The organism is Pseudomonas sp. HLT2-19-2 (assembly GCF_054898005.1).
The window spans coordinates 3,284,295-3,309,021 of record NZ_CM142712.1; the positions used below are offsets into that span (position 1 = coordinate 3,284,295).

Here is a 24,727-nt window from a genome sequence, read left to right on the forward strand (position 1 = left end):
TTTATGCATAATAGAAGTTTTCTACGCTGTGAGAACGTCACTCAAGATACTGCTTCGGTCAGAACATTCGCTTTGCGCGTGCTCGCGAAAGAAATGGCCGAGCAATGTGACATGGGTAAATATTTGATTTTAGAACTACCTGATCACGAAGGAGTTATTCAGCAGCGTAATTATTCGATAGTCGGTAGGCCCGAGGCAGATTTGGTCGAGATATCGGTCAAGGACACCGGCAGGTCAGGCATATCGAGTCAGCTTCATTCAAACGTGGTCGTAGATTCATTGCTGCTCTCTGCGGGAGTTGGAGGCGCTATCACTGTAGACAGCTTGGCGGATGTGCAAAGGGTCGCCATGTTTGCAGGGGGCATTGGTATTACTTTACCCATGGCGCTCATACGCCAACTGGACATGCGGGCCAAGGAAAAAATATGGACTCCGAGCGTTCAACTGTTTGTGTCAGTGCCCTCACTTGTAGAACTTCCTTACCTGGATGAGCTTTTGGCGATGGCACTTTCGAGCGCATGGCTCGACGTAAGAATTTTTTTGACGCAGGAAAAGTTTGTAAGTGACTCCAAGCTTTTTACCTCAGGTAGGCCGCTGCGAGCCGATTACAAGGAAATGAGTGTTCCGGACATTGCCGTGATTTGCGGAAGCAAAGGTTTTGTGTCGGAAAATCGTGATGTCCTGAATCACTTGTTTCCGGAAACAAAACTACTGATAGAGAATTTCACCCAGGTCTCTGACCAAGCGAGGAATTCCGCAGACGGAGATGAGGCGTCATGTAACGTCACTGTCTACGGAACCGATCAGCAGCATCAGGTTTCTAGGAACGCCGCTCTACTTGGCGAGTTTGATCGATGTAATCTGAAGATCAAAAGCCAGTGTAAATCTGGTATTTGTGGCAGTTGCAGGGTGAGACTGAGAAGTGGGTCTGTACGAAGCGATGGCGATTTTGCACTGACCCCTAGAGAGCGGGAGAATGGATATATCCTTTCATGTTGCTCTTACCCGACGAGCGAGAGTATTTGCATAGAAATATAGCCACCACAGGTTGGGGAGTACAGTAACCGTCCGGGCAACACACCTTCCTGATGCCATCGCTTAAGGCGATGGTGTCCACCTAAATTTAAGTGCACACCATGTATTGGCCTTGCGGAGTTGGGTAGATGGTTGGCCGGACGGACAGATACCTCAGTAAGACCTCACGAGTCCCTGATCGAACTGATGAGATGGTCGAGTACTGGAGCGACAAGCGTTTAAAGAGCGGGGCTCAGAAGTTTAACTCCACGCTGTCTCGACGTTTCAATTATCTGCTTGTTCGATGAGCCAATCGATCAGCGCCTGAAGCCTTTTGGGCATCGTTTCGTGAGTAGGGTGAACCAGGTAGTAACCATAGTTAATCGCGTCTCTAAATCCACCGAACGGAAGTACGAGTTCGCCATCCTGAATTCGCTTGCGAACCAGTTGCTCCCGGCCAATCGCCACACCTGCATGATTGATCGCTGCCAGGGTGCTCAAGTCCGAACGGTCAAACGTCATGAAACGACTGGGAAGCTCGGTGGGCTCGCCCGCCGTGTCGAGCCATAGACGCCATTCCGCATCGAACGAAATGTTGTCCCACGCCGCGACATCATGCAGCGCAGTGCATTGCGACAGGCGCTCCGGATGTCCCATCAGATCATGTGCCTCGGCGTATTCGGGGCTGCACACCGGGGCGATCCGCTCTGGCATCAGCCGGAGGCTTTCAAGGCCAGGATGCTCACCATTCGAATAGCAAAGCACCAAGTCAATACGGCGGGTTCGATAGTCAATCGGTTCATTGCCAACCCGAACATCCAGTTGAATCCCGGGATAGCGTGCAGTGAAATCCGAAAGCCTCGGAACTAGCCAACACTGAGCGACAGAAGGCCTGGCATAGAAGCACAATTGCCCCTCAATTTGAGCGTGCGAACGCTCCTGCACAGCCTCGGACAGCGTATCCATGGTGTGCTGCATGACCTTAAAAATCCGCTCACCATCATCGGTCAGCTCGACCTTTCTAGGCAAACGGTGGAAAAGCTTGAGCGATAACTCCTCCTCCAGGCGAGCTATCCGGTGGCTTACCGCGCTGGCGGTCAGGCACAGCTCCTCCGCTGCGCGGGCGAAGCTGAGGTGGCGGGCGGCGACGAGAAAAGTATGCAGGTTGGACAGATGGGCTCCGTTCAGCTTTGGAGCTTTCGTTAGACCCAGTGCTGGCATCGGTGTATTCCCCTTCTAGTCAACCGCCGTCTACGAACGATACGTTGTCGTTACTGAGGAGAATGTTGCAGAGCACGTCCCTTTTCAAGGTAAGTAGCAAACTCTGCGGTGGGCACCATGCTTCCGCCTGTCCCCCAGATTAAGTGCGTTGCGTTGGCTAACTTCGCCACAGAGGCTCCAATACGCTCCAGATACTTCTCGTCGCTGAGTACTCGTACTACGCCTGGCGCACCTGCCAAGGCCGACGGTTCCAGTTTTACATTTTCAAGCTCATGGGCCAGAAACATCAGGCGATAAAGCTCATCATCCGTAACGGTATAGTAACCATCGATAAGTCGCTGCATGGCCCTACCTACGAAGCCAGAGGGGCGGCCGACAGCCAATCCGTCAGCTGCTGTGACGTTGTCGATACCGAACTCCTGGACACTAATCTCGTCATGCAGGCCGCTGTATACACCGAGCAGCATGCAGGGCGAATGGGTTGGTTCTGCGAAGACACAGTGCACCGCGTCGCCAAAGGTGAGCTTCAATCCAAACGCAACGCCTCCAGGGCCTCCGCCAACACCGCAGGGCAGATAAACGAAGAGTGGATGATCAGCGTCCACTCGCACACCCGCCAATTCGAACTGTCGAGCCAGTCGCTCGGCTGCAACCGCATATCCCAGGAACAGATGTGGCGAGTTCTCATCGTCTATGAAGTAGCAGGCAGGATCTTTTTCGGCTTGCATACGCCCGTTTTCGACTGCAACGCTGTAGTCGGACTCGTGCTCGACCACCGTCACGCCACTGGCCCTTAGCTTGTCCTTCTTCCATTGGCGGGCATCCGACGACATGTGGACAGTTGCCTGGAAGCCCAGCTTGGCGCTCATGATGCCGATGGATAGTCCAAGGTTGCCCGTGGAGCCGACCGCAATCTTGTAGCGGCTGAAGAACTCAAGTGCGGAGTCGCTGGCCAATGCCTCGTAGTTATCGTCCAGCTTGATCAACCCTGCTTGCAGGGCGAGGTCTTCAGCGTGTTTGAGCACTTCATGGATACCTCCTCGCGCTTTGATCGAGCCAGAGATAGGCAAATCGTTATCTTTTTTGAGCCACAGCGAACCGACGCCAGGAAGGCCGGCCTCACTCAGAAGCCTGTGCTGGAGTTTTTTCAGTGGCTGAATACCGGACTCGATGATCCCGCCCGCCGCAGCCGTTTCCGGAAACACCTTGGCGATGTAGGGCGCGAAGCGGCGGAGGCGTTCACTGGCATCTTTGACGTCGTTATGGTTCAGACCTGCATCCCCCAGCGCGATGGACACCGGTGCAATAGCTGGATTGAACCAGGTGACTTCCTGAAGTGAAACCAGCTCCTTGATGATGGGATGGCTTTCATACCAAGCGTCTAGTGTTTTACCTTTAATCATAAGAATTACCTTTCGATAAACTGTAGGCGAAGAGGCGAAGGTGTTATCACACAAATTTGGATAGTATCAGCGTAAATACCAGTGCCGCAGAGGAGGCGAGCACGGTGGCGCCAGTAAACTTCTTGATGGCCTCAGACAAAGAAATACCCAAGTATTCTTTTACGACCCAGAACGCAGAGTCAGTGACATGCGTCCAGCCGATAGCACCTGCACCGATAGCGATGACAAGGATCTCAGGGCTGTATTCTGGGTGCTGGGCTAAGACGGGCAGAACCATGCCTGCGGTGCTGATCATGGCGACCGTTGCGGAGCCAACAGCGAAGTGCATCAAGCCTGCGATCAACCATGCCAAAATGATCGGATTGATTTGAGACTGCCCCAGCACGTCTGCCAGCGCCCTCCCGATTCCGCTCCCGACCAACATGTCATTGAATGCGCCGCCTGCGCCGATGACCAGAAGAATGCCAGCCAGTGGTGGGAAGCAACGGTTGGTCAGATTGAGCAAGTCGCCCATGCCAAGTCCACGACGCAGGCCAAGCGACCAGTAGGCGAAGCAGATCGACAGCGCTAGCGCAATCAGAGGGTTGCCGATGAAGGAAACCCATTCAAGCGCCATTGAGCCTTTCGTTAGTAAAGGCGCAGCAAGCGTCTTGCCCACCATCAGCGCCAACGGCAACAGCACCGTCACCATCGCTATACCGAAGCTTGGTGCCATAGTGTCGTCTATGACCGCTTCGCCACGGTCAGCCAGAAACTGAGCCTGGTTCTCAGGGGCCTGTCGAGTGCAGGTCATCTGTACCCAGATAGGCCCGGCAATCACCGCAGTTGGCAAGCCGACGATAAGACCGTACAGAATCACCTTGCCGATGTCGGCATTCAGCATGCCAGTAATGGCGGTGGCGGCTGGGTGCGGGGGGAGAATGCAGTGGACAACCATCAGTGAGGTCGCCAGCGGCACTCCCAGGTACAACACGTTGATCTTGGTCTGACGGGCGACGACATAGATCAGTGGGATCAGGAGGACAAATCCGACCTCGAAGAAAACTGGAATACCTGCAATGAAGCCGACCAGCATCATTGCCCAAGAGGCATTCTTCTCTCCCAGCACCCGCAAGAGTGTGGTCGCGATGCGCTTTGCGCCTCCAGACTCCTCGAGCAGCTTTCCGAGAATGCTACCTAAACCGATGATGCCGGCGAGGAACCCGAGCGTGCTACCCATGCCTTTTTCAAAAGCCGAGACGATTGCTGTTGGGGTCATGCCCGTTCCAATACCCACTAGCAGGCTTGCTGCGATAAGGGATAGGAACGGATGAACACGGAATTTACCGATCAGGACTACGATCAGTAGGATTGACGCTCCAAGGATCATTAAAGAAAACGTAGGGGTCATGTTTGGATCTGCTCCATCGCAGTTCACATCCTTGCGAGTTATTGTTAGTTGTTTGCGATGGATTAGATTTCAGAGCTATAGCTGGTACAAACGATGATTCTTCAGGCTGTAGATGACGCTCCGTCACTTCTCGCCCGGCTTGAGCTTTCTAATCGAAACGTTTACCCAGTGTGCCCAGTTGGTTCGCAGTCACAAGGTATGCGTCCGAGCATCCCGTCTTGCGTAACTAAACGGGTTGCCATTTATACGGCAGCAACTCGGAAATCTCACTTGCCCGCTGCGTCGGCAAGCGCGTAAGAACGTCCTTCAAATAGGCATACGGATCATGCCCATTTAGCCGGGCCGATTGGATCAAGCTCATGATCGCCGCCGCGCGTTTTCCGCTGCGCAGTGAGCCGGCGAATAACCAGTTTTTACGGCCTAACGGCCACGGACGGATTTGGTTTTCGGCCCAATTATTATCAATGGGTACGGCCCCGTCATCGAGGTAGCGCGACAGCGCTGACCAGCGTTTCAGGCTGTAATCCATAGCTCTGGCGATAGCCGAACCGTCATGCACGACCTGGCGCTGGGCGATCATCCAGGCATGCAGGGCATCCATGACCGGTACGGCTTTTTCTTGCCGTATTCGTCGGCGTAAATCCGGTTCCAGGTCGCGGACTTCACGCTCGATTTCGTACAGCAGCTGGATTATCGCAAGGCCTGTTCGGCAAGTTGGCTTTTGTTCGTGGCGTGCAGTTCGAAGAACTTGCGCCGCGCATGGGCCATGCAGCCAATTTCGGTGACGCCGAGTTCGAAGCTGGCCTTGTAGCCACCAAAGTCGTCGCAGACCAGCTTGCCTTTCCAGCCTTGCAGGAAAGTACGTGCGTGTTCTCCGGCGCGGCTGGGGCTGAAGTCGTAAACGACCGCCGCCAAGTCCGAGAACTGGCTGGTGGCGTAGGCCCAGACATAGGAGCGGTGAGTTTTCTTTGCGCCCGGAGTGAGCATCTGCACCGGCGTTTCATCGGCGTGAACTACGCCATGTTTCAGGACAGCATCACGCAGCGCATCGACCAGCGGCTGCAACTGCACACCACAGTTGCCAACCCATTGCGCCAAGGTCGAGCGAGCGATAGCCAAACCGGCTCGACCAAAAATCGATTCCTGGCGGTAGAGCGGCAAAATGGTCAGCGAACTTTGCGATCATGACGTGGGCCAGCAATCCTGCGGTCGGGATGCCTTTGTCGATAACGTTTGCTGGCACCGGCGCCTGGATCAAGGTTTCGCAGTCATCACAGACCCACTTTCCACGGACATGGCGCTCGACGGTAAATACACGGGGCGTGTAGTCCAGCTTCTCGCTGACGTCTTCACCGATACGCTTGAGTGCACAGCCACATTGGCAATGAGTATTGTCCGGCTCATGATGGATCAACGTGCGTGGAAACTCCGCCGGCAGCGCCGTGCGCTTCGGCTTTTGCTTTGTCGCGGTCGGTGCCGGAGGTATTTTAAGTGCTTCAAGCTCTGCCTCAATCGCAGCGATATCAGTATCGATCAGATCATCCAGCAAGCTGGCCTGCTGCGGATTTAGCTGCTCGCTGCGCTTGGCGAACTTCAAACGCTTGAGCTGTGCAATCTCGTGGGTCAGCTTCTCGATCACCGTTTGGTCACGGTGGATCTTCTTGCCCATTGTGTCGACCTGCGACAGCAACTGCGCCGCCAGAGCGCGCAGTTGTTCAGGGTTTAGTTGGTCGAGATTGGGGAGCGAAGTCATGCCGCCGATTTTGCCAGAGCAGGCGAACACCGGCGATAGATCCATCGGACAATTGCACGGCCAGGCTGGCTGTGGCAGGCGTTATAGGATGGAAATCGCACCGCCTGGCCCGACTCTTTGCCAAGGCAAACCCAGCACCAAAGCCTGCAACTGCTCCGCGCCTAATTCCACCTGAGTACCGTGTCGAGAGCCTGGCCAAAAGAACTTGCCCTGGTGCAAACGGCGGGCCGCCAGCCAGATGCCCAGACCATCGTGCACCAACACCTTGATACGTGTGTTGCGACGATTGGCGATCAGATAAGCACAGTGCGGCTGCGCCGCACCGAACACTGCCACCACCCGCGCCAAAGCGGTGTCGGTACCGGCCCGCATGTCCATCGGTTCGGTGGCAAGCCAGATCGAGTCGATGCGGATCATCGCAACAGATCTCGGAGAAAGGTCGCACAGGCCGCTGCGTTTTCGGTTGGCCAGTTCACTTTGACGGTGCCACGCGGATATGGGATTTCGAGGCAAATTGTGGATGGAGTGGAATCTGATCGTGACGCGAGCGACTGCAAAGCCAGCGGAACGAAGGCAGGTTGCAGCGAAGCACTGGTCTGAGCTTGCAGCCGAATCCATTTATGGACGAGGTTTGCGTTGATGCCGTGGCTTAGTGCGACGCTGGCAATCGAAGCGCCGGGCTGGACGCACTCTTGAATGATCTGGATCTTGAAGGACTTGGAGTAAGAACGACGTGGTGGCTGCATGAGATACCCGCTTAAAAGGCTAGGAATGGTGTCCACTTAAATTTAGGTGGACACCATCGCCTTTGGCTTCGGGATCTGGAAGGTGTGTTCGCCGGACGCATACGGAGTACATTCGCCTCGGCTAAGATATCTATCGAAGCAATCTGGATAAGGAGCCCTCGCGTGGAGCTACTCAGGTGAGACTTGCTTCGATGATCGTCGAGATATGGCTCTGCGACTTGCGGCCAAAAGCGCAAGCGGAGCGCGCCGGCCCGCGACGGGCCAAAGGCCTGAGGATGGACGCCCGTAGGGCCAAAACTTGGCGCAGCCAGGTTTGTTCACGACAGCCGTACCCCCGGCGGGGGCAAGCCCAAAGCGGATATACCTTGAATCGCCACCGAACTACGAGGCAGGAAGATAGCCGAAGGTCTCGCGAAGTAGGCTCTGCGTCATGACTGAGGTAGGGCTTTGGAGAAAGTGCTCTTGGCTGCTGATGTCGAAGCGCAGAGGATTGATGTGAATGACAGTCGCCCCATGGCCTAGAGCTCGTAGCGGAAGTTCGCCATTCAGCCTGGTTGGCGAGCAAATAGACGGTAGCTTCCAGCCGGAAAACGAAACGTATTTGATCGAGGCCAAATGGGTCAGAGATCCTATTGGAGCAGCTTATGGCACAGATCCAGTCAAACTATTAAGGGCTGGGAGTGCGCGTAGCTTGAGCGTCTGCTAAACGCGCTCTGACTATGAGATCCCACCAAATTCTTCTGCTGCTACGCTGTCCTTTTTCCATGGAGGAATCGCGATGCCAAATTCAGACCTGCTCCCTTCCCTACTCTTCAAGATCACTCAAAACCAGATCGCCCTTGAGGCCGCCTTCATGGAGCTAACGCTATGGGTCGAGCAGCGTGGATCGGGCGAGGTTGGAGGCAATGTGCGCGGTGCGCTGGAAACGATCACCAAGAACGAGGAGTTCATCAACATGAGCCTAGCGGTGCTCATGACACCGGAGTGACTACTTCACGACAGATAGCCAAAAGCAATGGGATGGACTCCTCCTCACTTCGGCATCTTGAGTGCCAGACTGAAAGTGCGAACCACAGTAAACCGTAAGAAGGAGTCCACACATGAAGCTTATGCACATTGGGGTCGACCTGGCCAAGAACGTGTTTCAGATCCACGGCGTGGATTGTCATGAGCTACCCGTCTGGCGGCAGCGTCTGCCGCGTGACCGCTGGCTGCAAACGGTGTTGGAGAAGTCGAACCTGGCTGTCAGTTTGCCGCCTCGCTGGGACTGACACCGAGGCAACACAATTCTGTGTGGTAAGGATCAACTACTCGGTATCAGCAAGCGCGGTGATGCGTATCTGCGAACATTGATGGTGCATGGCGCACGCTCGGCGCTACGCACAGCAAAATCCAAAGAGGATCGACTTAGCCAGTGGGCCGTTCGTTTAGCCGAGCGATCGCATCCCAATGTGGCCGCTTTTGCGCTGGCCAACAAAACTGCACGCATGGCTTGGCGATGCTGCGTCACGGCACTGATTACCAACCGAATCAGGCAGCGGCCTGATCTATTTACCCGACGTGCTCTACGAGAGAAACAACTCTTAACCACGATTGCGAAGCAACCTGAACGATGGCAAACCGGTCGAACCGGCGTCGGCAAAACCCTCGAATGTCCACGTGCGAAAAGCACGAAAAAGCGATCGGGAGCCGGCGCGCGAATAGCCCATCATGGCCCTGCATCGAAACGATGCCGTATTTAGAGGCCGAATATGCGTGTGCAGTCGGCACGGGCGCCAAAGAAAAGGGGCTTGCAATGAGGAGGAGTCCATAACGGACGTTCACCGCTAACGTTTGAAGCATGACAGATGCCTTTTTGCTCGCTGTCCATATCGCAGCACCTGTTGACCTAGCTTGCGCGATCCCCGCCTCCAGTTTTTTTCGCCGAAATCCCGTTCTGATGGGCGGCTTTCCAAGCGTACGAATCAAGAGTAATGTAATTATTACTACATATTAAATAGCTGTCTCTACATGAACAATTGGCTCACCCTGATTCTTGGCTTACCCACCGCCAATGCCACAGAACGCATGCGAGCCTGGCGAGCTCTGAAAGCTTCGGGCGCGGCGGTTCTGCGCGATGGCGCTTATCTGCTGCCAGACACTGGCGCATGTCGTGAAGCACTGGCGTCTGTCGAACGCGACATCCTCGCCATCAATGGCACTGCCTATGTTCTGCCTGTTGTCGACCCTAACGGTGAGCGCTTTATTGAGCTGTTTGACCGGAGCGATGACTACAGCAAGCTGCGCGCGGAGATCGAAACATGCCGGGCACAGCTCAATTCCGAGAATGCACTGGCGACCACCAAACAAATTCGCAAGCTGCGCAAATCATACGAACAGCTCGCCAGCATCGATTACTTTCCAGGTAAGTCGAAACAGCAGATCGACTCTGCTTTACAGGAACTGGAGATAGCAGTTAGCAGAGCACTGTCTGCGGACGAGCCACATAGCCGCGACCAGCCAATCATGGCGCTGAGCCTTGGCGATTATCAATGTCGTGTCTGGGCAACGCGTAAACGCCCATGGGTCGACCGCCTAGCTTGCGCCTGGTTGATTCGCCGCTTCATTGATCCGCAGGCTCAGATCCTTTGGCTGAACACCCCACAGGACTGCCCAGCAGATGCATTGGGTTTCGACTTCGATGACGCAACTTTCAGTCATGTCGGCAACCGCGTGACCTTTGAAACCCTTCAAGCCAGTTTTGAACTTCAAGAGCCCGGCCTAAACCGCATCGCAGCCTTGGTGCACTACCTCGATATCGGCGGCATTCAGCCTTTGGAGGCTGCCGGCATCGAGCGCGTGCTGGCAGGACTGCGCGAAACCATTACCCATGACGACCACTTACTGGCTGCTGCTAGCGCCATTTTCGACGGCCTGCTCGCCGAGTTTGTGAAAGAGGAACAACCCAATGAGTAAGGTTTTGGCACCAATGGTTGAAGAAGAGCTGTCGAGGCCGGAAGCGATCAGTTTTCGTGAGGCGTTCTGGTTCTGGTTGAAGCTCGGCTTCATCAGCTTCGGCGGGCCTGCGGGACAGATCTCGCTCATGCACCAGGAATTGGTAGAGCGGCGGCGCTGGATATCCGAGCGCAGATTCCTGCATGCCCTCAACTACTGCATGTTGCTCCCTGGGCCAGAGGCTCAGCAATTGGCGACCTATATCGGCTGGTTGATGCATAGAACTTGGGGAGGTGTGATTGCTGGTGCACTGTTTGTGCTGCCCTCACTGTTCATCCTGATCGCTCTGTCGTGGATGTACATCGCCTTCGGTGAAGTACCCGTGGTTGCAGGGCTCTTCTATGGCATCAAGCCCGCCGTAACGGCCATCGTTGTGCAGGCGGCACATCGGATCGGCTCTCGGGCGTTGAAGAATAATTGGCTGTGGGCGATAGCGGCGGCGTCTTTTACCGCGATCTTTGCATTCAATGTTCCTTTCCCCTTTATCGTCTTGGGGGCAGCGTTAATCGGCTATATCGGAGGGCGTCTGGCGCCTGAAAAGTTCAGAGCCGGGGGCCATAGCGCCGCCAAAAAAACCTTCGGCCCGGCCTTGATCGATGACGACACCCCCTCCCCGGAACATGCCCGGTTCAGCTGGTTCAAGCTGGCATCGCTCGCACTGATCGGTGCCGCGCTATGGGCATTGCCCATGGGGATCTTGATCGTCCTCTATGGTTGGGAAGGCACCTTGACCCAGATGGGCTGGTTCTTTACCAAGGCCGCGTTGCTGACTTTTGGCGGGGCCTATGCAGTCCTCCCGTATGTCTATCAAGGTGCGGTCGGTCACTATGGCTGGCTTTCCCCGACCCAAATGATCGACGGCTTGGCACTAGGGGAAACCACACCAGGGCCGCTGATCATGGTGGTGGCTTTCGTCGGCTTTGTCGGGGCCTATGTCTCGCAAGTGTTCGGGGCTGATCAGGTGTTTCTGGCTGGAGCTGTGGCCGCCTCCCTGGTGACATGGTTCACCTTCCTACCCTCGTTCCTGTTCATCCTCGCGGGTGGCCCGCTGGTGGAGTCGACCCACAACGAACTCAAGTTCACTGCACCGCTTACCGCCATTACAGCGTCGGTGGTTGGAGTGATCCTTAATCTGGCATGTTTCTTTGGCTATCACGTGCTGTGGCCGCAGGGGTTCAGCGGCAACCTCGACTGGCCCTCTGCACTGATCGCCATTTTGGCGGCAATTGCCTTGTTCCGCTTCAAACGGGGCGTCATTCAGGTGCTGATGGCCTGCGCGCTCGTCGGGTTGGCTGTGCATTTGCTGCGTTAGAAAGCATGAATTGATTAGCAATCTTTGGCGGGCATTGTGCTCGCCAAACCACCCGAGCCTATTGAACTAGGCAGGAGGTGTTCCATGAGGTGGATTACCCGTGAACGACCCAAGATTGACCGGATTGCTTGTCCTTGGCTGAGCGCTCGCTTTATCGATCCACAGGCAGAGTTCTACCCAGCGGCGATATGCTACGGATTGCAGCTAAGAGAGATGCAGCACCCTACGACAACATTCCGGACGTAGTGCTTAGTGCAAACGTCAGCCATGGCACTGATCACTAGGAAACCTATTTCACTGGAGCCAGAATCGTGAACTATGTTGAGCTGATTCAGCCGCAAACCGAGCAAGTGTTTGCAGACAAAGAGAAAGCGGCGGCCTGGCTGAATAAGCCGCAACCCGCGCTGGGAGGTATGACTCTCACACAGTTCTCAAGTAGTGAAGCTGGGTGCGGTTGCGGTGGCATGGCGTGGCTCCGACATGAGCTGATTCAGGCTCTGCCAACTCCCCCTCGCGCGCAACGCGCAGAGGTTCACTCCGTCCTGCCTGACGGTTTCATATCGCCTTGGCATGCCTAGGTAAGGCGATTGAAATTAGGGCGGCCAGCAATACGAAGGCCGAGGAAACCCACAAGCAGGGCCTCCAATCCGTAACTCTGATAAATCCAGCCGGACAGCACAGACCATTAAGAAATAACTGTAGTGGCACTGCTGTCTACTGAAGGAGGCAGTGCCACCCTCCACACGGGGCTTTACATGTGCATCAACATGCACATATATTCTCGGCATGAACGTCACCACCAACCGATCACAAGCCATTGAGTCTGCCATTGAGTCTCTCGAGGGCACATTTTTCAAAGCCCTCTGCGAGCCGCCAAGAGTTGCTGTGCTGAAGCGCGTGATGCAATTAGGTCGAGCAGATGTGACCGCGATTGCGGCTGATCTACCTCAAGAGCGCTCTGTGGTATCTCGTCATCTTCAGGTGCTGCTGGACGCGGGAATCGTGCGCGCCACTAAGGTGGGACGTCAGATGTTTTATGAGGTGGATGGCCCAGCCATCGTCAAGCGACTGGAGGACATCCTCCATCACACCAAGAGCATTGCTTTATTGTGCTGCCCAGGCGGATCTCGCTGATTTTTTCTTACCTTTATATGTGTATAGGTGCGCACACATGAACATAATAGATCGCCCATTCGAGGTTGTCGTAATAGGCGCAGGGCAGGCAGGACTAGCCTGTGGCTGGCATTTGAAGCAGCAGGGACTCGATTTCCTAATCCTGGATGAGCAGCAGCAACCAGGTGGTAACTGGCGTAACTACTACGACAGCCTCGAACTGTTCTCGCCGGTAGCGTACTCCTCACTACCGGGGCTGCCGTTTCCTGGAGAACCGGGGCACTACCCTTCCCGCGATGAAGTAGTGCGCTACCTGGAGCAGTACGCCAGCTTCTTCCAGTTACCGATTCTTCCGGGGATACAGGTCATAAAGGTGAGTAGAGAAGCTGGGGGGTTCCAGATAGTGGCTGCCAATGGGCAGCGCTTCTTTACCAGGGCGCTGATCGTGGCATCGGGGGCATTCAGTCGCCCCTATACACCTGAAGTTCCTGGGCTCGAAAGCTTCCAAGGTGTTCGCATTCACAGCGCCGAGTATCGGAATGTGGAAATGCTCAGTGGGCAACGCATCGTAGTGATTGGAGCGGCGAACTCGGCAGTGCAGATTGCTTACGAGCTAGCGAAGGTGGCTGAGGTCACGCTTGCCACGCGCGAGGCGATCCGATTCTTTCCGCAGAAACTACTCGGCGCGGATTTCCACGCTTGGCTGAGATGGACAGGCCTGGAAAGGACTCGCTGGCTCAATGATCAGAGCACGCCGGTATTGGATGACGGCACTTACAAAAAAGCGCTGAAGTCAGGACTATTCAATCAGCGGTCGATGTTCGGGCAAGTAACCCCAACCGGAGTTGTTTGGGCGGATGGTCACCACGAAGCAGTTGATGGCCTAGTCTTCGCCACTGGGTTTCGCCCAAATATTTCCTTACTTGAAGACCTCGCTGTGACGGATGATCGAGGGCGATTGATGCAGCGCGATGGACGAGCACTGCACATCCCGGAGGCGGGCAAAGTCGAAAGAATCAAAGAGCAAAGTGGTCAGTACCTATTCGTGGGTGTAACAAACTCTCGCTCGCCAACCCCACAAGAAATTGGCCGTTGAAGGCCCCTGTAGCATCTTCCTAAATACGCAACGCCCCTTGCTAATAGTAGTACGCGACTACGTGGCTATTCTGGACTGGTTTCCGCACTGCTGAAGTAAAGCCTGGAGCGGGTCAGGATCGTCACGCCTTCCTTGCGTTAAACTCGGCTGCGAGGGCTCAGCGTCACTGTCACCAGCACATGGCATCGGTGCTCCAAAAAGGACTGTCGGCCAACCTCAGTCTGCAGGTCGTAGCCTGACCATTGTGCTGAGAAGAACAGGTGTTTAGCGAGAATCGACTGCTTGCTCATGACGTCAGCCGAATTGCCCCAATCGCCGCCTTCCTTGAGCTTCAGACGTGACTGCTTAGATTGTCGATGCTGAATAAGCCTTTGCGAAGATTGCCACTGATTCCAACCTTCAGAAGCACCCCGTCGTCTGTAACGATTTTCGTAGAGACATGGTGCCGATGGCGCTGCGGTTTCAATCTCGGTGAAACGAATCTCGGGGCGTGGCTCCGTCACTTTAAAATTTCCATTTAAGTCTTTTCAGTTCGCTCGGACATCGATCCAATCAGGCTGGATGGGCCGAAGCAATTACTCAACAACATCAATTTTTCGGTCTGCCCGATTCTTTGAGGTTATGGCAACCACCTGCGCAAACCGAAAAGATTACCCGCTCCCGCTGATTACATTTGATGATCGTAAAGCGCCATTCTTAGCATGCCGTATACGAACTCTAGCTTCTCCTCGGTCGGCTCTTCGTCGCGCAGCCAGCGCACCTTGATCCCCAGTTACTGCGCCCATTCGATCCCTTTTTTGAAGCATTTCTTGCTGTCATTCTTTGCGGCGACTTCTACGTACTGAATACCTTGGGCCCGGTAGCTTTGCTCCGCGAGAACGTGAGCAATTTTTTCCAATAAGCATTGATTGCGAACAGGTTTGATGGGCTCTCTTACCAAGGAGCACCAAGATGAGCAGCATTTTCTGGCCCCCTAGCATGCAGCATGTCGTTCGCACGGTTTATTTACCGACGCCTGAAAATCTCGCCCCATCCATAGTTGAACAGATTAGTAAAATCTTGAAGCAAGTAGATGCACTGCGCAGCCTACAAGGTTACGGCGAACACATTCCGCTCGTAACCGACACGCTGAAGAAAGACATCGCCACCCGCTTGGCAGAAGTTAGCGCACAACTGGAGGATGTCGACTCCCGCAAGGCGGCTGGTTTCATCGCCGAGGGGCTAATGGGCGGCGAAATGTTCTCGATCATGAGCAAACACCTATCGGAGCTGAACGAGCGTGAATTGGTTGGTCATGTGGGGGAGTTGTCAACTTGGCTAGGGAAGTCACGAAAAATGTTCTACTCGGCATTTTTCGGAACCCCAAATACGGGACTTCAATGCGTGTCAGACTGTGTCGATGAGCATTTTACCAAAGCCTTGCAATGTTTGGCCCAGACGCTGGACGTCCCCTTGCAGGCATTACCGCACTGAGCCTACAAGATCATCGACCTATTCGGGATTGCGGGAGAAGCGAATTACTTTCCTAAGCATTTCGCCTACTTCATGCCCGAAGACCAGGGCGTCAAGTATTCACCCATTAAACGTACTATTGTCTTCGCAAACACCTACCGCAATCTTTACGAGAAGATCGCTTTAGAGCAGGCGCCGCTCTTCAACTGGGAACTAGGGGACTTACCTGCGTCTAATGAGATCGAACGCTACCTGATTACCTGGTTCAGGGGTCATGACCTTGGCCACTCCATTGTTCTGCAGGACACCAGCTTTGGCCAGTTGAGTAAGCATGATCGCTGGGGATCGATGGTGATCCAGGAGGCCTTGGCGGACGTATTCGGTTTCCTGATAAGCGTAGATGAAAGCATCGCCGGCAGCATAGGTCTCGACTCAGCAAAGATGACCCGCATGTACGTGCTGGAGCTGTTACGTTACCTCCGTCGCGGGCCACGCCAGTTCCCTGATGCTGGTTCCGCATACATCCAATTGCGCATTCTGCATGATGCTGGGGTGATCAGCGGTACACCCATTACCGGGCTGACGGTCGATACCGACCGATTCATCGAGACCATGCGTATCATCGCACAGAAGTTAATAAAAGCCGCGCTCGTCGGCGATCTGGCGCAATTCGAACGTTTCATAGATATATATTGCCCGCACCGTATCGAAGATGAGGAGGATCTCATGTTCGGCTTGGGTAGGTGCGGCATTACATTGGGTTATGCTCAACAGATAATGGAAGGGTGTATCGATGCAGTTCAGTAATGGTTTTTTGCTTAGCCTATCTCTTTGTTTGGAATTGGGTCTAGCCAATATGGCCATGATCACTCTTGCGATGCAGCGAGGCTTTGCTCAGAGTGTATGGTTAGGGATTGGGACTTGCGTGGGGGATCTAATCTACGCGATTCTGGCCATGGCTGGCATGGCCGTACTACTGCAGATCGAGTGGGTGCGCTGGGGACTGTGGGTTGGCGGCTCAGCTGTCCTATCGTATCTCAGCGTAAAAATGCTGTGGAGCGCCCTGAAAACTAAAATGGGTGATCCAGATGCGGCAGAAAGGCAGTGGGGGAACGGTGGTCTGGCACTGTTCTTACGCGGCATCATGTTAGCGATGTCCTCTCCCAGTGCCATTCTCTGGTTCGCGGCAGTGGGCGGCGCGATCATTGCCCGGCAGGGTTCAGACATAACCAGCGCTGGGTTATTCCTCAGCGGCTTTTTCGCCGCTGGGGTGGTTTGGGCTTTGGTTCTTAGTTTGCTTGCGTCTCGGGGAAAGCAGTTGCTGGGGCAAAAATTAGTCAAATACACCTACATGGCTTCAGCTGTGATCTTTGCCTACTTTGCTATCTACGTTGTGATCACCGGCTATAACGAATTTTTGGGCGACCCGCAACCGCCGAGCATCGAACTGTAGTTTCGCGGCGACGTACCCATCACTTTGCGAAACGCATTGCTCATGTGGGCCTGGTCGAAAAAACCCAAGTCGACGGCAATGCGTGCTGGAGGATCACCGAGACGCAGACGCTTGCGAGCTTCGATCAGACGCAACTGCATAAAATACTGCATGGGGGGAAGTTTATTGATGGTCTTGAAGCTTCGCACTAGATGAAACTTGGACAGGTTGGCTTCAGCGCAAAGGTCTTTAAGCTCAATCGGCTCGTATAGATTGGCCTTCATGAAATTGATCAGCTGTTCCGCCTGCAACGGCTCACTATCTGTCTCAGGAGTTGTGCGAAATCGCAGCAGTTCCCTGAACAGCACCAATAGTGCCTCTTCGCGGCTACTCAAGCGCAGATGTCCAAATAGGTCGACGATGGAGCGGAACAGGTCATGGTCGCGGATGACCCCCTCTTGGAATGTGGGCAGGGTATTCGTGCTAGCAGTCTGGTTAAGGATGCTGCGCACTTGATTGCCATCCAGATGCACGCTAATAAACTGCACGCCTCTCCCGCAGAACTCCGACGCTTGGACTGTCATGGGGTTGTAAAGCGTTACCTCACCCAATGACACGTCTTGTTGCTTGCCGTCGTACCAGATCCGCTCCAACCCACTGAGATTTGCGCTGATCACATACTCTTCATGGACATGCTTGGGGTAAGAAGCCTCCTTCGCATGAACCTTCGAACACTCAATACGCTCAAACCGATTCAGGTTTTCCATTACCAGGGACATCGGACTACCTTCCTTCCATAAAAATTGCCACGGTCTTGCGAAAGCCGAAATTCAGGCGTGAGGAAGGATGGACAGACACAATCGCCCCCAAAATCGGCCCGGCATGTCGCAAAAATGCAACCCAGTGTCGCACTGGCATAGCTTTATCGCAAGGGGAGCTCTGTTTGACGCCGATTTGAACGCCCTCAAACTAGCTCCCGTTCCAGAAGAGAAGCGCCAGCAACCCAAGCGCGCGCCGCTGCCACCGCAGTTTCCACGCACCGTAACTCATCACGAACCGGAAAACACCCAGTGCGCCTGCATCGGCGAGGACGTCAGCGAGAAGCTGGATTACACGCCGGGCGTGTTCACCGTCGAACAGCATGTGCGTGGAAAATGGGCGTGCCGGCAGTGCGAAACGCTGATTCAGGCGCCGGTACCACCGCAGGTGATCGACAAGGGCATCCCCACTGCCGGCCTGCTGGCACACGTGATGGTGGCCAAGTTCGCCGACCACCTACCGCTCTATCGACAGGAAAAGATCTTCGGTCGTGCCGGCCTGGCCATTCCGCGCTCGACACTGGCGCAGTGAGTGGGTCAAACCGGCGTGCAGCTTCAGCCGCTGGTCGATGCCCTGCGCGAAGCGGTGCTGTCCCAGCGCGTGGTTCACGCCGATGAAACGCCGGTACAGATGCTGGCGCCCGGCGAGAAGAAAACCTACCGCGCTTACGTTTGGGCCTACAGCACTACGCCATTCTCGGCCCTAAAGCCTATGGTCTACGACTTCAGCCCCAGCCGTGCTGGCGAACACGCGCGTAATTTCCTAGGCTCCTGGAACGGCAAGCTGGTCTGTGGTGACTTTGCCGGCTACAAGGCCAGCTTCGAGCTGGGCATCACCGAAATCGGCTGCATGGCCCATGCGCGCCGCAAGTTCTTCGACCTGCACGTGGCGAATAAAAGTCAGTTGGCGGAGCAGGCGCTTCACTCGATTGGCGGGCTGTACGAAGTCGAGCGACACGCCAAGGAAATGAGCGACGAAGATCGCTGGCTATTACGCCAGGAAAGAGCGGTGCCCATCGCTGAAAAACTTCATGAGTGGATGCTGGCACAACGCGAACTTGTGCCCGAGGGTTCGGCCACGGCCAAGGCCCTGGATTACAGCCTTAAACGCTGGGTAGCGCTGACGCGCTACCTAGAAGATGGTGCTGTACCCATCGACAACAACCAGATCGAGAACTTGATCCGGCCGTGGGCGCTTGGGCGGTCGAACTGGTTGTTTGCTGGATCGCTGCGCAGCGGCAAGCGGGCGGCGGCGGCGGCGATCATGAGTTTGATCCAGTCGGCGCGCATGAATGGGCATGATCCGTATGCGTATCTGAAGGACGTACTGACTCGTTTGCCCACCCAGCGGGCGAGCGAGATTTCCGAGCTGTTGTCGCACAGGTGGGTAATTGCACAGAGTTGACCACCCGTTTGCATCGGCCTGAAAAGTCATTTTCATGGGGTTTGAGCAGCACGCTTCGCGGACATGGCCGGCAGAGAACGACCCAAAGCGGCCCTAAATGCTGTGATTCAACCCTCATAAACAATTGATGCGCGTCTGCAACGCTTGCGGCTTTTTCGCCCGCAGCCTTGAAAGCTAGCTAAGTAAGTTAGCTACGTGTTAGTTTCGCTGTCCTCATAACACTCAGCCTTAAATTCTGGACAGCCCCTACGCATGAAGTCGCCTTCATCTCCGTCATATCCAACCGATGATCCACAAAGCCTGCAAATTGCCAGTGATGCCATCGGCCAGCAGTTGCAACAAATTGCCATCCTGACGCGTAAAGCTGCCAGCAATCTGGGCACAGCATTGGGCATTAATCAGACCGACGTGGCGGCACTGGAGCACCTGATCACTGATGGGCCATTGCCGCCGACCGAGCTTGCAGCGCGTCTTTCAGTGACTACCGCAGGCGTTACTCAGGTTATCGACCGGCTGGAGCGCGCCGGACATGTGGTTCGTGAGCGACAACTCACTGACAAACGCCGTGTACTGGTGTGCCCTGTAGCCGACTCGGTGGCGCAGGCTTATCGGCATATCGCGCCGATGCTCCATGGTCTGGGCGCTGTCCTCCGCGCACTCGACGGCCAGGATCGCGCAGTGGTCGAGACATTTCTCCGACAGGTGATCGAGGTCTATCGCAGCACTTTGCCGGTCAGCACTAACCCTACCCGTGAAAATCAGGACGCGTGATGAAAGCACAAAAAGTTCTTGTGACCGGAGCAAGCATCGCCGGGCCAGCGCTGGCTTATTGGCTGTCCCGCTATGGCATGGATGTTACCGTGGTCGAGAGGGCGTCTGCGTTTCGCGACGGCGGGCAAACGATTGACGTACGGGGCGCCGGTCGCGTCGTCGTTCAGCGTATGGGGTTGGAAGCTCTGGTTCGGGCGAACACAACCCACGAGCAGGGCATCGCCTTTGTCGACCAGGACAATCGCACCAAGGCCTTTATCGATGTAAATGCTTTCGACGGTGAGGGGCCGATAGCTGAACTGGAGATTTTGCGCGGCGAACTTGCCAAGCTTTTGATCCAGCATAGCCAGGATCGGGTCAGCTACCGATTCGGCGACAGCATTGAAACCATGGACGACAAGGGCGAGCAGGTTCATGTGCGCTTCGAGCAGGGAGGCGAGCAGGTTTACGATCTGGTGATCGTGGCTGAAGGTATTGGTTCGACGACGCGCAATTGGGTATTCGGCAACGAAGTCCAGCGCCGACCTCTTGATCTCTACACCGCCTATTTCACCGTGCCATGGCAGTCGAGCGATGGCCAGGTCATGCGCTGGTACAACATTCCCGGCGGCCGCTGTGTCTGTTTGCGTCCGGATAACCTGGGCACCACGCGCGCCTTTCTATCTTTTCAGCAGGCACCGAGCGGGTACGAGAAGCTCGCGCAGGACGAACAAAAAACCTTACTCAAGCAGATGTTTGCCGGCACCGGTTGGGAGACACCTCGCGTACTCGACGCGCTGGAGAATGCAAGCGACCTTTACCTGGACGTGGTGGGTCAGGTCAAAATGCCCCGTTGGTCTAAGGGGCGCATCGCGCTAGTAGGTGATGCAGCATATTGTGCATCGCCCATCAGTGGCATGGGCACTAGCCTGGGGCTGTGCGGCGCTTACGTGCTGGCTGGCGAACTGAGTCGTCACGCCGACCACGCCCACGCGTTCGCGGCCTACGAAAAGCTGATGCGCCCTTACGTCGCTCAGGCGCAAAGCGTACCCAAGTTCGCGCCGAGATTGGCATCACCGCATTCGCGACTTGGCATCACAATTGGCCACGCGGTGTTGAGGATCGCCACAGCACCGGGATTCAAGACCTTATTCGGGAAAATCCTTTCGCCGAAAGCTGACGCCATCAACCTGCCGAGTTATTAAGGCCAAAAGCGGATATAGACTCGTATGACCGTTCCTGGCCGTTCTCTGTCGCCATGGTTGGAAAGCGTGCTGGTCAACTCCGATGCGATCGATGGTCAGAGCGCATGCAAATGACAGGTCAGGTCGAATGCAAACGGGTGGTCAACTGGAGTGCAATCTCGCAACAGGTAGGCGCCCGTTTAATTAGGCAAGGTGTGTTGGGCGGACGCTTACGCCTCGAAGACAAATGAGGAAGCCATAAAATGCCTCGCTGAACCAGTACATCAGGCTGAACTTCAGAGTCCTCCGCCAAGCCGGAAACGCATACCTGGACACATCAGAGTATGAGCACTGGTGAGATCAAAACACTCTTGCAGGGCTACACAGAACTCTTCACCACCATAGCGTGCCTAATTGGAGTGACAAATTGCTGACTCGGCCCGACAAAGACGCACTACGTGCGATGCTCGAATCGCAAGTTCAGGAAAAGCTACAGCATTACCCTGACGCGGTAACGACTTATGCAGCACAGCCTGAACCCGAACGAAAGCCATACACCAGCAAGCCAACGGCTCAAGACAAGGCATTTCATAAGGAACTCGAGCAGATGCGTGCGGATGCTGAAGCCGGAGTGATTCATAAACAGGAATCCGGCCCGGTTGAAGACGGCAAACCTCGTCTTGCCCTTGATGATTACCCGGGCTTAAGAGAAGCAGGCTCTGCATCAAATCAATGGTATGCGTCCGGCCAAGTCATCTACCCAACCCCGCAAAGCCGGGACATGGTGTGCACTTAAATTTAGGTGGGCACCAGTTCTAGCCTTTTAAGCGGGTATTTCATGCAGCCAACACGCCGTTCGTATTCCAAATCCTTCAAAGCCCAGGTCATTCAAGAGTGTGCCCAACCCGGCGCATCTATTGCCAGCATCGCCCTCAGCCATAGCCTTAACGCAAACCTCGTTCACAAATGGATTCGGGGGCAAGTGCAGAAAAGCACGGCGCTTCAACCAGCATTCATCCCATTGCCTATGCAAACAACGGCGCCCGTATCTTCATCGAATATCAGCGTTGAGATTCTGCACACACGCGGCACCGTCAAAGTGAACTGGCCAACCGATAGCGCTGCTGCCTGCGCCGCTTTCCTTCGAGACCTGTTGCGATGATCCGCGTCGACGCCATCTGGCTCGCCACCGAGCCCATGGATATGCGCGCCGGCACTGAAACGGCGCTGGCGAGGGTGGTCGCGGTGTTCGGAGCGGCGAAGCCGCACTGCGCTTATCTGTTTGCCAATCGCCGCGCGAATCGGATGAAAGTGCTGGTACACGATGGGATTGGCGTATGGCTGGCGGCACGTCGCTTGAACCAAGGTTAATTTCATTGGCCAGGCGTTCGGCAAGGCAGTGAAGTGCAGTTAGATACCGAGCAACTTCAGGCTTTGGTACTAGGTCTACCTTGGCAACGCGTGGGGTCTGGCGGAAGCTATTACGCTGCTCTAAAACTGTAATTAGCATCTCGGTTTGCTGCCGCAAGCTGTCTGCTTTGGTAAAATCCACGGTATAACTTCCTCGCCCAATCTCGATCAAGTGACTCCCGACCAACTGCGTGCATTCGCTGCGCAGCTGACGTCAGACGCCAGGCAATTGGAGCGCGAGTAACGTTAAGGCATTAAAGGACTACTCTCTCCTTTTCCACGGAGGAATCACGATGTCCAACGCAGACCTGCTCCCTTCCCTGCTTTTCAAAATCAACGAAAACCAACTGGCGCTCGAGGCCGCCCTTATGGAGCTTACGCTTTGGGTCGAGCAGCGTGGATCAGACGACGTAGCCCAGAACGTTCGGGGGGCCTTGGAGGCAATCGACAAGAACGAAGAGTTCATCAGATTGACTCTTGCGGTGCTTGTGACACCGGAGTAACCAAGGCGATCATTTATTCATGTGCTACCCGTATAGGCCGCGAAGCTTGAGACCCTGAGCCACGCAACGTAGAACCTAATCAACTTGCAGGGCAGCGGCAGCCATCGAAAATAATCTGGCCTCTATTACGAGCTAAGTTCCTTGACCCACCCCCTCCACGGCTTGGGCATACCTCTGGGTCGCCTCCATCACCAATACCTTACGCTCGTCACGATTGATAAAACCCTGCTTTAAGTATTTTTCGGCAAGCCGCAGTAGCTCTTCGTATTGCTCATGAGCCGTCATAAGGATCTCGGATTTTGAGAGCAATGAATGCCATTCTTCAAGCGCCTGTGCTTTTCGATCTTCATTTATGACGACGATTCTCAATGCATGTGTTGCGGTAGAGCTCAGGAAGCAATGCGATGTTCACTGTCGACGACGTATGGCAAGTAACTGTCGGTCTCGTCTGCTCGATTACGTCCCCGCGCATCGGTGCCAGTCGCGCAATCAACCGATTTTGCACCGGCACCGCGATCGCCTGATCATCCATCGCATCGATTAAGTCCTCAACCAAAGCATTGAAGTCGCTGCGGCTGACGTTCTGCCCCTTGTGACTTTCAGCCATGCTGTCACCGGTATAGATACAAGGCCCGCCAGCCTCAACACAAAATTGCTCGATCAGTTTGTCACGCAGCCGCTGGATATCAATCTTGCGAAAGCGCTCAACGATTCGCTCATCCTGAGCAATGTTCAGCAGCATGCCCTCAACAATTCGGGTGATGCCGGGACGCTCGCCAAGAGCCTGATAAAGGCTGTCATCCTTGGCCGGCTTTTGCACGCAGGCACTCAGTGATAGAACCAGAAAAAGTAGGAACAAGCGCATCAGAAACTTCCTTGCACAGAAAGGTACGTGCCATTCTGGTTTTTTAGCGTGGCGATCTCGCCCAGGCGTGCGTATGCCAGCATTACCGACAAATGTTTGTTAGGGAAATATCCTAAAAATAGATCCGCCCAATCGCTTTCCCCGGCGAATGACAGGTTGTCCGGTTTTTCTCGATACTCCACGCCTACCGCCCAACGTGGATTGAACAATACGGCCAGAGAGCCCTCCTTGAGCACACTGCGCGTGTCGCGACGGTCACCACCGAACCCCAACAACCCAAGCTCATTGGCACGGCTATAACGCAGACTTCCGTTGACAAGCAGGTTATATCCGAACGCTGCGCCCATGAACAAGCGACTGGCGGCCATGTAGCCCTCTGTGTCGCTGTCTCGCTTAGCGCCGACCAAGCTCGGGATCAGGAAATCTCGTTGATGTTTGTATTCGAGACCTAGGGAAACCTGAGGCAGATCGTCGTAAATTAAATCGCCGAACAAACGCAACTTAACGCCGAGCACGTCCTGGTCGAGGCTGTTCTCTGGCAGCCTCAGTTTGTGTATTAAAGAGCCGAGATCAAAGCGCTGTCGGGCGAAAGATAACTCGACGCGGTTGTCATAGGCCACGGCCAGCCCAGCCACATCCAGCCGATAATCGGGCAGGTTGACTGTGGTCGCGAACACAGTTGCGCCCCACTCATTTTTTTCGCCGTAGCCGGCAAGCATTGCCCAAGGCGTAATTCCTCCGCCTGCCGCGCCCTCTAGGCTACTGGCACCACCTGTAGCAATCAGGCGTCCGTTATCGGCGAGGGTGGATTGGTGAATTAAGCTGACGAGGCAGCCGATCACCAAAAACAAACGTGAGGTCATATC

Annotated in this window: 25 protein-coding genes and 5 pseudogenes; 20 read left to right on the forward strand and 10 right to left on the reverse strand. The window is 55.0% G+C overall.

The genetic code is table 11. From position 1 onward, the window contains the following. The first annotated feature begins 3 nt into the window (after positions 1-3). Entirely contained in the window at positions 4-1,038 is a 1,035-nt protein-coding gene (locus ACYZTU_RS15285) for a 2Fe-2S iron-sulfur cluster-binding protein (RefSeq protein ID WP_461963943.1), read from the forward strand. A 261-nt stretch (positions 1,039-1,299) separates the two neighbouring features. Here ACYZTU_RS15285 and dsdC read toward each other — a convergent pair whose 3' ends face one another. The 6 genes and pseudogenes from dsdC to tnpA (ACYZTU_RS15315) all read right to left on the reverse strand — a co-directional run bounded on the left by dsdC (position 1,300) and on the right by tnpA (ACYZTU_RS15315) (position 7,527). Continuing rightward, a complete protein-coding gene (gene dsdC, locus ACYZTU_RS15290) occupies positions 1,300-2,235 on the reverse strand; it encodes a DNA-binding transcriptional regulator DsdC (protein ID WP_461963945.1) in 936 nt (311 codons plus the stop codon). A 50-nt stretch (positions 2,236-2,285) separates the two neighbouring features. After that, entirely contained in the window at positions 2,286-3,638 is a 1,353-nt protein-coding gene (locus ACYZTU_RS15295; RefSeq protein ID WP_461963947.1) for a D-serine ammonia-lyase, read from the reverse strand. Positions 3,639-3,684: 46 nt separating this feature from the next. After that, complete coding sequence (locus ACYZTU_RS15300) at positions 3,685-5,028, reverse strand: GntT/GntP/DsdX family permease (protein ID WP_461963948.1); 1,344 nt, start codon at positions 5,026-5,028, stop codon at positions 3,685-3,687. Positions 5,029-5,254: 226 nt separating this feature from the next. Further along, positions 5,255-6,781, reverse strand: a pseudogene (gene tnpC, locus ACYZTU_RS15305) (IS66 family transposase). An 81-nt stretch (positions 6,782-6,862) separates the two neighbouring features. Continuing rightward, on the reverse strand, positions 6,863-7,198 hold the full coding sequence (gene tnpB / locus ACYZTU_RS15310; RefSeq protein WP_461963952.1) for an IS66 family insertion sequence element accessory protein TnpB: 336 nt from the start codon (positions 7,196-7,198) through the stop codon (positions 6,863-6,865). Beyond that, positions 7,195-7,527: an IS66-like element accessory protein TnpA gene (tnpA, locus tag ACYZTU_RS15315; RefSeq protein WP_461963954.1), complete on the reverse strand. Its 333-nt coding sequence runs from the start codon at positions 7,525-7,527 to the stop codon at positions 7,195-7,197. Before tnpA (ACYZTU_RS15315) ends, tnpB (ACYZTU_RS15310) begins: the two co-directional genes overlap by 4 nt. Positions 7,528-8,305: 778 nt before the next feature. Between tnpA (ACYZTU_RS15315) and ACYZTU_RS15320 the strand changes: the two genes are divergently transcribed. From ACYZTU_RS15320 to ACYZTU_RS15350, 7 genes and pseudogenes are all read left to right on the forward strand, one after another. Then, positions 8,306-8,515, forward strand: coding sequence for a hypothetical protein (locus ACYZTU_RS15320; RefSeq protein ID WP_461963956.1), 210 nt, complete (start codon positions 8,306-8,308; stop codon positions 8,513-8,515). Positions 8,516-8,627: 112 nt separating this feature from the next. Then, positions 8,628-8,798: a hypothetical protein gene (locus tag ACYZTU_RS15325; protein WP_461963958.1), complete on the forward strand. Its 171-nt coding sequence runs from the start codon at positions 8,628-8,630 to the stop codon at positions 8,796-8,798. After that, a pseudogene (locus tag ACYZTU_RS15330) lies at positions 8,774-9,073 on the forward strand (transposase); the annotation flags it as partial. The gene ACYZTU_RS15325 and the pseudogene ACYZTU_RS15330, both read left to right, overlap by 25 nt. A 464-nt stretch (positions 9,074-9,537) precedes the next feature. After that, positions 9,538-10,482 carry a chromate resistance protein ChrB domain-containing protein gene (locus ACYZTU_RS15335; RefSeq protein ID WP_461963960.1) on the forward strand — a complete coding sequence of 315 codons (945 nt, stop codon included), beginning with the start codon at positions 9,538-9,540 and terminating at the stop codon, positions 10,480-10,482. Next, the gene (chrA, locus tag ACYZTU_RS15340) at positions 10,475-11,833 is read left to right on the forward strand and encodes a chromate efflux transporter (RefSeq protein WP_461963962.1); all 1,359 of its coding nucleotides are present in this window, start codon (positions 10,475-10,477) and stop codon (positions 11,831-11,833) included. The genes ACYZTU_RS15335 and chrA overlap by 8 nt, the downstream gene beginning before the upstream one ends. An 84-nt stretch (positions 11,834-11,917) precedes the next feature. Continuing rightward, positions 11,918-12,079, forward strand: a complete 162-nt coding sequence (locus tag ACYZTU_RS15345) for a chromate resistance protein ChrB domain-containing protein (protein WP_461963964.1) — start codon at positions 11,918-11,920, stop codon at positions 12,077-12,079. 104 nt (positions 12,080-12,183) lie between these two features. Beyond that, positions 12,184-12,411: an antitoxin Xre/MbcA/ParS toxin-binding domain-containing protein gene (locus ACYZTU_RS15350; protein ID WP_461971055.1), complete on the forward strand. Its 228-nt coding sequence runs from the start codon at positions 12,184-12,186 to the stop codon at positions 12,409-12,411. Here the strand turns inward: ACYZTU_RS15350 and ACYZTU_RS15355 are convergent. Further along, positions 12,389-12,515 (reverse strand): annotated as a pseudogene (locus tag ACYZTU_RS15355) (organoarsenical effux MFS transporter ArsJ); the annotation flags it as partial. The gene ACYZTU_RS15350 and the pseudogene ACYZTU_RS15355 sit on opposite strands and share 23 nt — an antisense overlap. A 104-nt stretch (positions 12,516-12,619) precedes the next feature. Between ACYZTU_RS15355 and ACYZTU_RS15360 the strand changes: the two are divergent. The 5 genes from ACYZTU_RS15360 to ACYZTU_RS15380 all read left to right on the forward strand — a co-directional run bounded on the left by ACYZTU_RS15360 (position 12,620) and on the right by ACYZTU_RS15380 (position 16,947). Beyond that, on the forward strand, positions 12,620-12,967 hold the full coding sequence (locus tag ACYZTU_RS15360) for an ArsR/SmtB family transcription factor (protein ID WP_461963965.1): 348 nt from the start codon (positions 12,620-12,622) through the stop codon (positions 12,965-12,967). 37 nt (positions 12,968-13,004) lie between these two features. After that, a complete protein-coding gene (locus ACYZTU_RS15365; RefSeq protein ID WP_461963967.1) occupies positions 13,005-14,042 on the forward strand; it encodes a flavin-containing monooxygenase in 1,038 nt (345 codons plus the stop codon). Between the two features lie 951 nt (positions 14,043-14,993). Further along, positions 14,994-15,515, forward strand: coding sequence for a hypothetical protein (locus ACYZTU_RS15370; protein WP_461963969.1), 522 nt, complete (start codon positions 14,994-14,996; stop codon positions 15,513-15,515). A 72-nt stretch (positions 15,516-15,587) separates the two neighbouring features. Then, positions 15,588-16,301 carry a hypothetical protein gene (locus tag ACYZTU_RS15375; protein ID WP_461963971.1) on the forward strand — a complete coding sequence of 238 codons (714 nt, stop codon included), beginning with the start codon at positions 15,588-15,590 and terminating at the stop codon, positions 16,299-16,301. After that, entirely contained in the window at positions 16,288-16,947 is a 660-nt protein-coding gene (locus ACYZTU_RS15380) for a LysE family translocator (RefSeq protein ID WP_461963973.1), read from the forward strand. The genes ACYZTU_RS15375 and ACYZTU_RS15380 overlap by 14 nt, the downstream gene beginning before the upstream one ends. Here the strand turns inward: ACYZTU_RS15380 and ACYZTU_RS15385 are convergent. Beyond that, the gene (locus tag ACYZTU_RS15385) at positions 16,899-17,705 is read right to left on the reverse strand and encodes a helix-turn-helix transcriptional regulator (RefSeq protein ID WP_461963975.1); all 807 of its coding nucleotides are present in this window, start codon (positions 17,703-17,705) and stop codon (positions 16,899-16,901) included. The genes ACYZTU_RS15380 and ACYZTU_RS15385 overlap by 49 nt on opposite strands. Positions 17,706-17,871: 166 nt before the next feature. Here ACYZTU_RS15385 and tnpC (ACYZTU_RS15390) point away from each other — a divergent pair. The 7 genes and pseudogenes from tnpC (ACYZTU_RS15390) to ACYZTU_RS15420 form a co-directional block, all read left to right on the forward strand. Continuing rightward, a pseudogene (tnpC, locus tag ACYZTU_RS15390) lies at positions 17,872-19,149 on the forward strand (IS66 family transposase); the annotation flags it as partial. A 252-nt stretch (positions 19,150-19,401) separates the two neighbouring features. Further along, complete coding sequence (locus ACYZTU_RS15395) at positions 19,402-19,920, forward strand: MarR family winged helix-turn-helix transcriptional regulator (RefSeq protein WP_461963976.1); 519 nt, start codon at positions 19,402-19,404, stop codon at positions 19,918-19,920. Further along, positions 19,920-21,104, forward strand: coding sequence for an FAD-dependent monooxygenase (locus tag ACYZTU_RS15400; RefSeq protein WP_461971057.1), 1,185 nt, complete (start codon positions 19,920-19,922; stop codon positions 21,102-21,104). Before ACYZTU_RS15395 ends, ACYZTU_RS15400 begins: the two co-directional genes overlap by 1 nt. 406 nt (positions 21,105-21,510) lie before the next feature. After that, a complete protein-coding gene (locus tag ACYZTU_RS15405; RefSeq protein ID WP_461963978.1) occupies positions 21,511-21,879 on the forward strand; it encodes a hypothetical protein in 369 nt (122 codons plus the stop codon). Positions 21,880-21,921: 42 nt separating this feature from the next. Beyond that, entirely contained in the window at positions 21,922-22,245 is a 324-nt protein-coding gene (gene tnpA, locus ACYZTU_RS15410) for an IS66-like element accessory protein TnpA (RefSeq protein ID WP_461963980.1), read from the forward strand. After that, positions 22,242-22,454 (forward strand): IS66 family insertion sequence element accessory protein TnpB, encoded by a 213-nt coding sequence (gene tnpB, locus ACYZTU_RS15415; protein ID WP_461963981.1) that lies wholly within the window; start codon positions 22,242-22,244, stop codon positions 22,452-22,454. The genes tnpA (ACYZTU_RS15410) and tnpB (ACYZTU_RS15415) overlap by 4 nt, the downstream gene beginning before the upstream one ends. Positions 22,455-22,786: 332 nt before the next feature. Beyond that, a complete protein-coding gene (locus tag ACYZTU_RS15420) occupies positions 22,787-22,996 on the forward strand; it encodes a hypothetical protein (RefSeq protein WP_461963983.1) in 210 nt (69 codons plus the stop codon). Between the two features lie 454 nt (positions 22,997-23,450). On the opposite strand, the pseudogene ACYZTU_RS15425 reads toward ACYZTU_RS15420, so the two are convergent. Both ACYZTU_RS15425 and ACYZTU_RS15430 read right to left on the reverse strand, forming a co-directional pair. Further along, positions 23,451-23,861 (reverse strand): annotated as a pseudogene (locus ACYZTU_RS15425) (group I truncated hemoglobin); the annotation flags it as partial. Continuing rightward, positions 23,861-24,724 (reverse strand): DUF3034 family protein, encoded by an 864-nt coding sequence (locus ACYZTU_RS15430; protein WP_461963985.1) that lies wholly within the window; start codon positions 24,722-24,724, stop codon positions 23,861-23,863. The gene ACYZTU_RS15430 and the pseudogene ACYZTU_RS15425, both read right to left, overlap by 1 nt. Between the last annotated feature and the right edge of the window lie 3 nt (positions 24,725-24,727).

Bases quoted from the DNA above. Each gene is read 5' to 3' on its own strand.
- ACYZTU_RS15285 (WP_461963943.1), top strand. From the start codon at position 4: ATGCATAATAGAAGTTTTCTACGCTGTGAGAACGTCACTCAAGATACT.
- dsdC (WP_461963945.1), bottom strand. From the start codon at position 2,235: ATGCCAGCACTGGGTCTAACGAAAGCTCCAAAGCTGAACGGAGCCCAT.
- ACYZTU_RS15295 (WP_461963947.1), bottom strand. From the start codon at position 3,638: ATGATTAAAGGTAAAACACTAGACGCTTGGTATGAAAGCCATCCCATC.
- ACYZTU_RS15300 (WP_461963948.1), bottom strand. From the start codon at position 5,028: ATGACCCCTACGTTTTCTTTAATGATCCTTGGAGCGTCAATCCTACTG.
- tnpB (WP_461963952.1), bottom strand. From the start codon at position 7,198: ATGATCCGCATCGACTCGATCTGGCTTGCCACCGAACCGATGGACATG.
- tnpA (WP_461963954.1), bottom strand. From the start codon at position 7,527: ATGCAGCCACCACGTCGTTCTTACTCCAAGTCCTTCAAGATCCAGATC.
- ACYZTU_RS15320 (WP_461963956.1), top strand. From the start codon at position 8,306: ATGCCAAATTCAGACCTGCTCCCTTCCCTACTCTTCAAGATCACTCAA.
- ACYZTU_RS15325 (WP_461963958.1), top strand. From the start codon at position 8,628: ATGAAGCTTATGCACATTGGGGTCGACCTGGCCAAGAACGTGTTTCAG.
- ACYZTU_RS15335 (WP_461963960.1), top strand. From the start codon at position 9,538: ATGAACAATTGGCTCACCCTGATTCTTGGCTTACCCACCGCCAATGCC.
- chrA (WP_461963962.1), top strand. From the start codon at position 10,475: ATGAGTAAGGTTTTGGCACCAATGGTTGAAGAAGAGCTGTCGAGGCCG.
- ACYZTU_RS15345 (WP_461963964.1), top strand. From the start codon at position 11,918: ATGAGGTGGATTACCCGTGAACGACCCAAGATTGACCGGATTGCTTGT.
- ACYZTU_RS15360 (WP_461963965.1), top strand. From the start codon at position 12,620: ATGAACGTCACCACCAACCGATCACAAGCCATTGAGTCTGCCATTGAG.
- ACYZTU_RS15365 (WP_461963967.1), top strand. From the start codon at position 13,005: ATGAACATAATAGATCGCCCATTCGAGGTTGTCGTAATAGGCGCAGGG.
- ACYZTU_RS15370 (WP_461963969.1), top strand. From the start codon at position 14,994: ATGAGCAGCATTTTCTGGCCCCCTAGCATGCAGCATGTCGTTCGCACG.
- ACYZTU_RS15375 (WP_461963971.1), top strand. From the start codon at position 15,588: ATGCCCGAAGACCAGGGCGTCAAGTATTCACCCATTAAACGTACTATT.
- ACYZTU_RS15380 (WP_461963973.1), top strand. From the start codon at position 16,288: ATGCAGTTCAGTAATGGTTTTTTGCTTAGCCTATCTCTTTGTTTGGAA.
- ACYZTU_RS15385 (WP_461963975.1), bottom strand. From the start codon at position 17,705: ATGTCCCTGGTAATGGAAAACCTGAATCGGTTTGAGCGTATTGAGTGT.
- ACYZTU_RS15395 (WP_461963976.1), top strand. From the start codon at position 19,402: ATGAAGTCGCCTTCATCTCCGTCATATCCAACCGATGATCCACAAAGC.
- ACYZTU_RS15400 (WP_461971057.1), top strand. From the start codon at position 19,920: ATGAAAGCACAAAAAGTTCTTGTGACCGGAGCAAGCATCGCCGGGCCA.
- tnpA (WP_461963980.1), top strand. From the start codon at position 21,922: ATGCAGCCAACACGCCGTTCGTATTCCAAATCCTTCAAAGCCCAGGTC.
- tnpB (WP_461963981.1), top strand. From the start codon at position 22,242: ATGATCCGCGTCGACGCCATCTGGCTCGCCACCGAGCCCATGGATATG.
- ACYZTU_RS15420 (WP_461963983.1), top strand. From the start codon at position 22,787: ATGTCCAACGCAGACCTGCTCCCTTCCCTGCTTTTCAAAATCAACGAA.
- ACYZTU_RS15430 (WP_461963985.1), bottom strand. From the start codon at position 24,724: ATGACCTCACGTTTGTTTTTGGTGATCGGCTGCCTCGTCAGCTTAATT.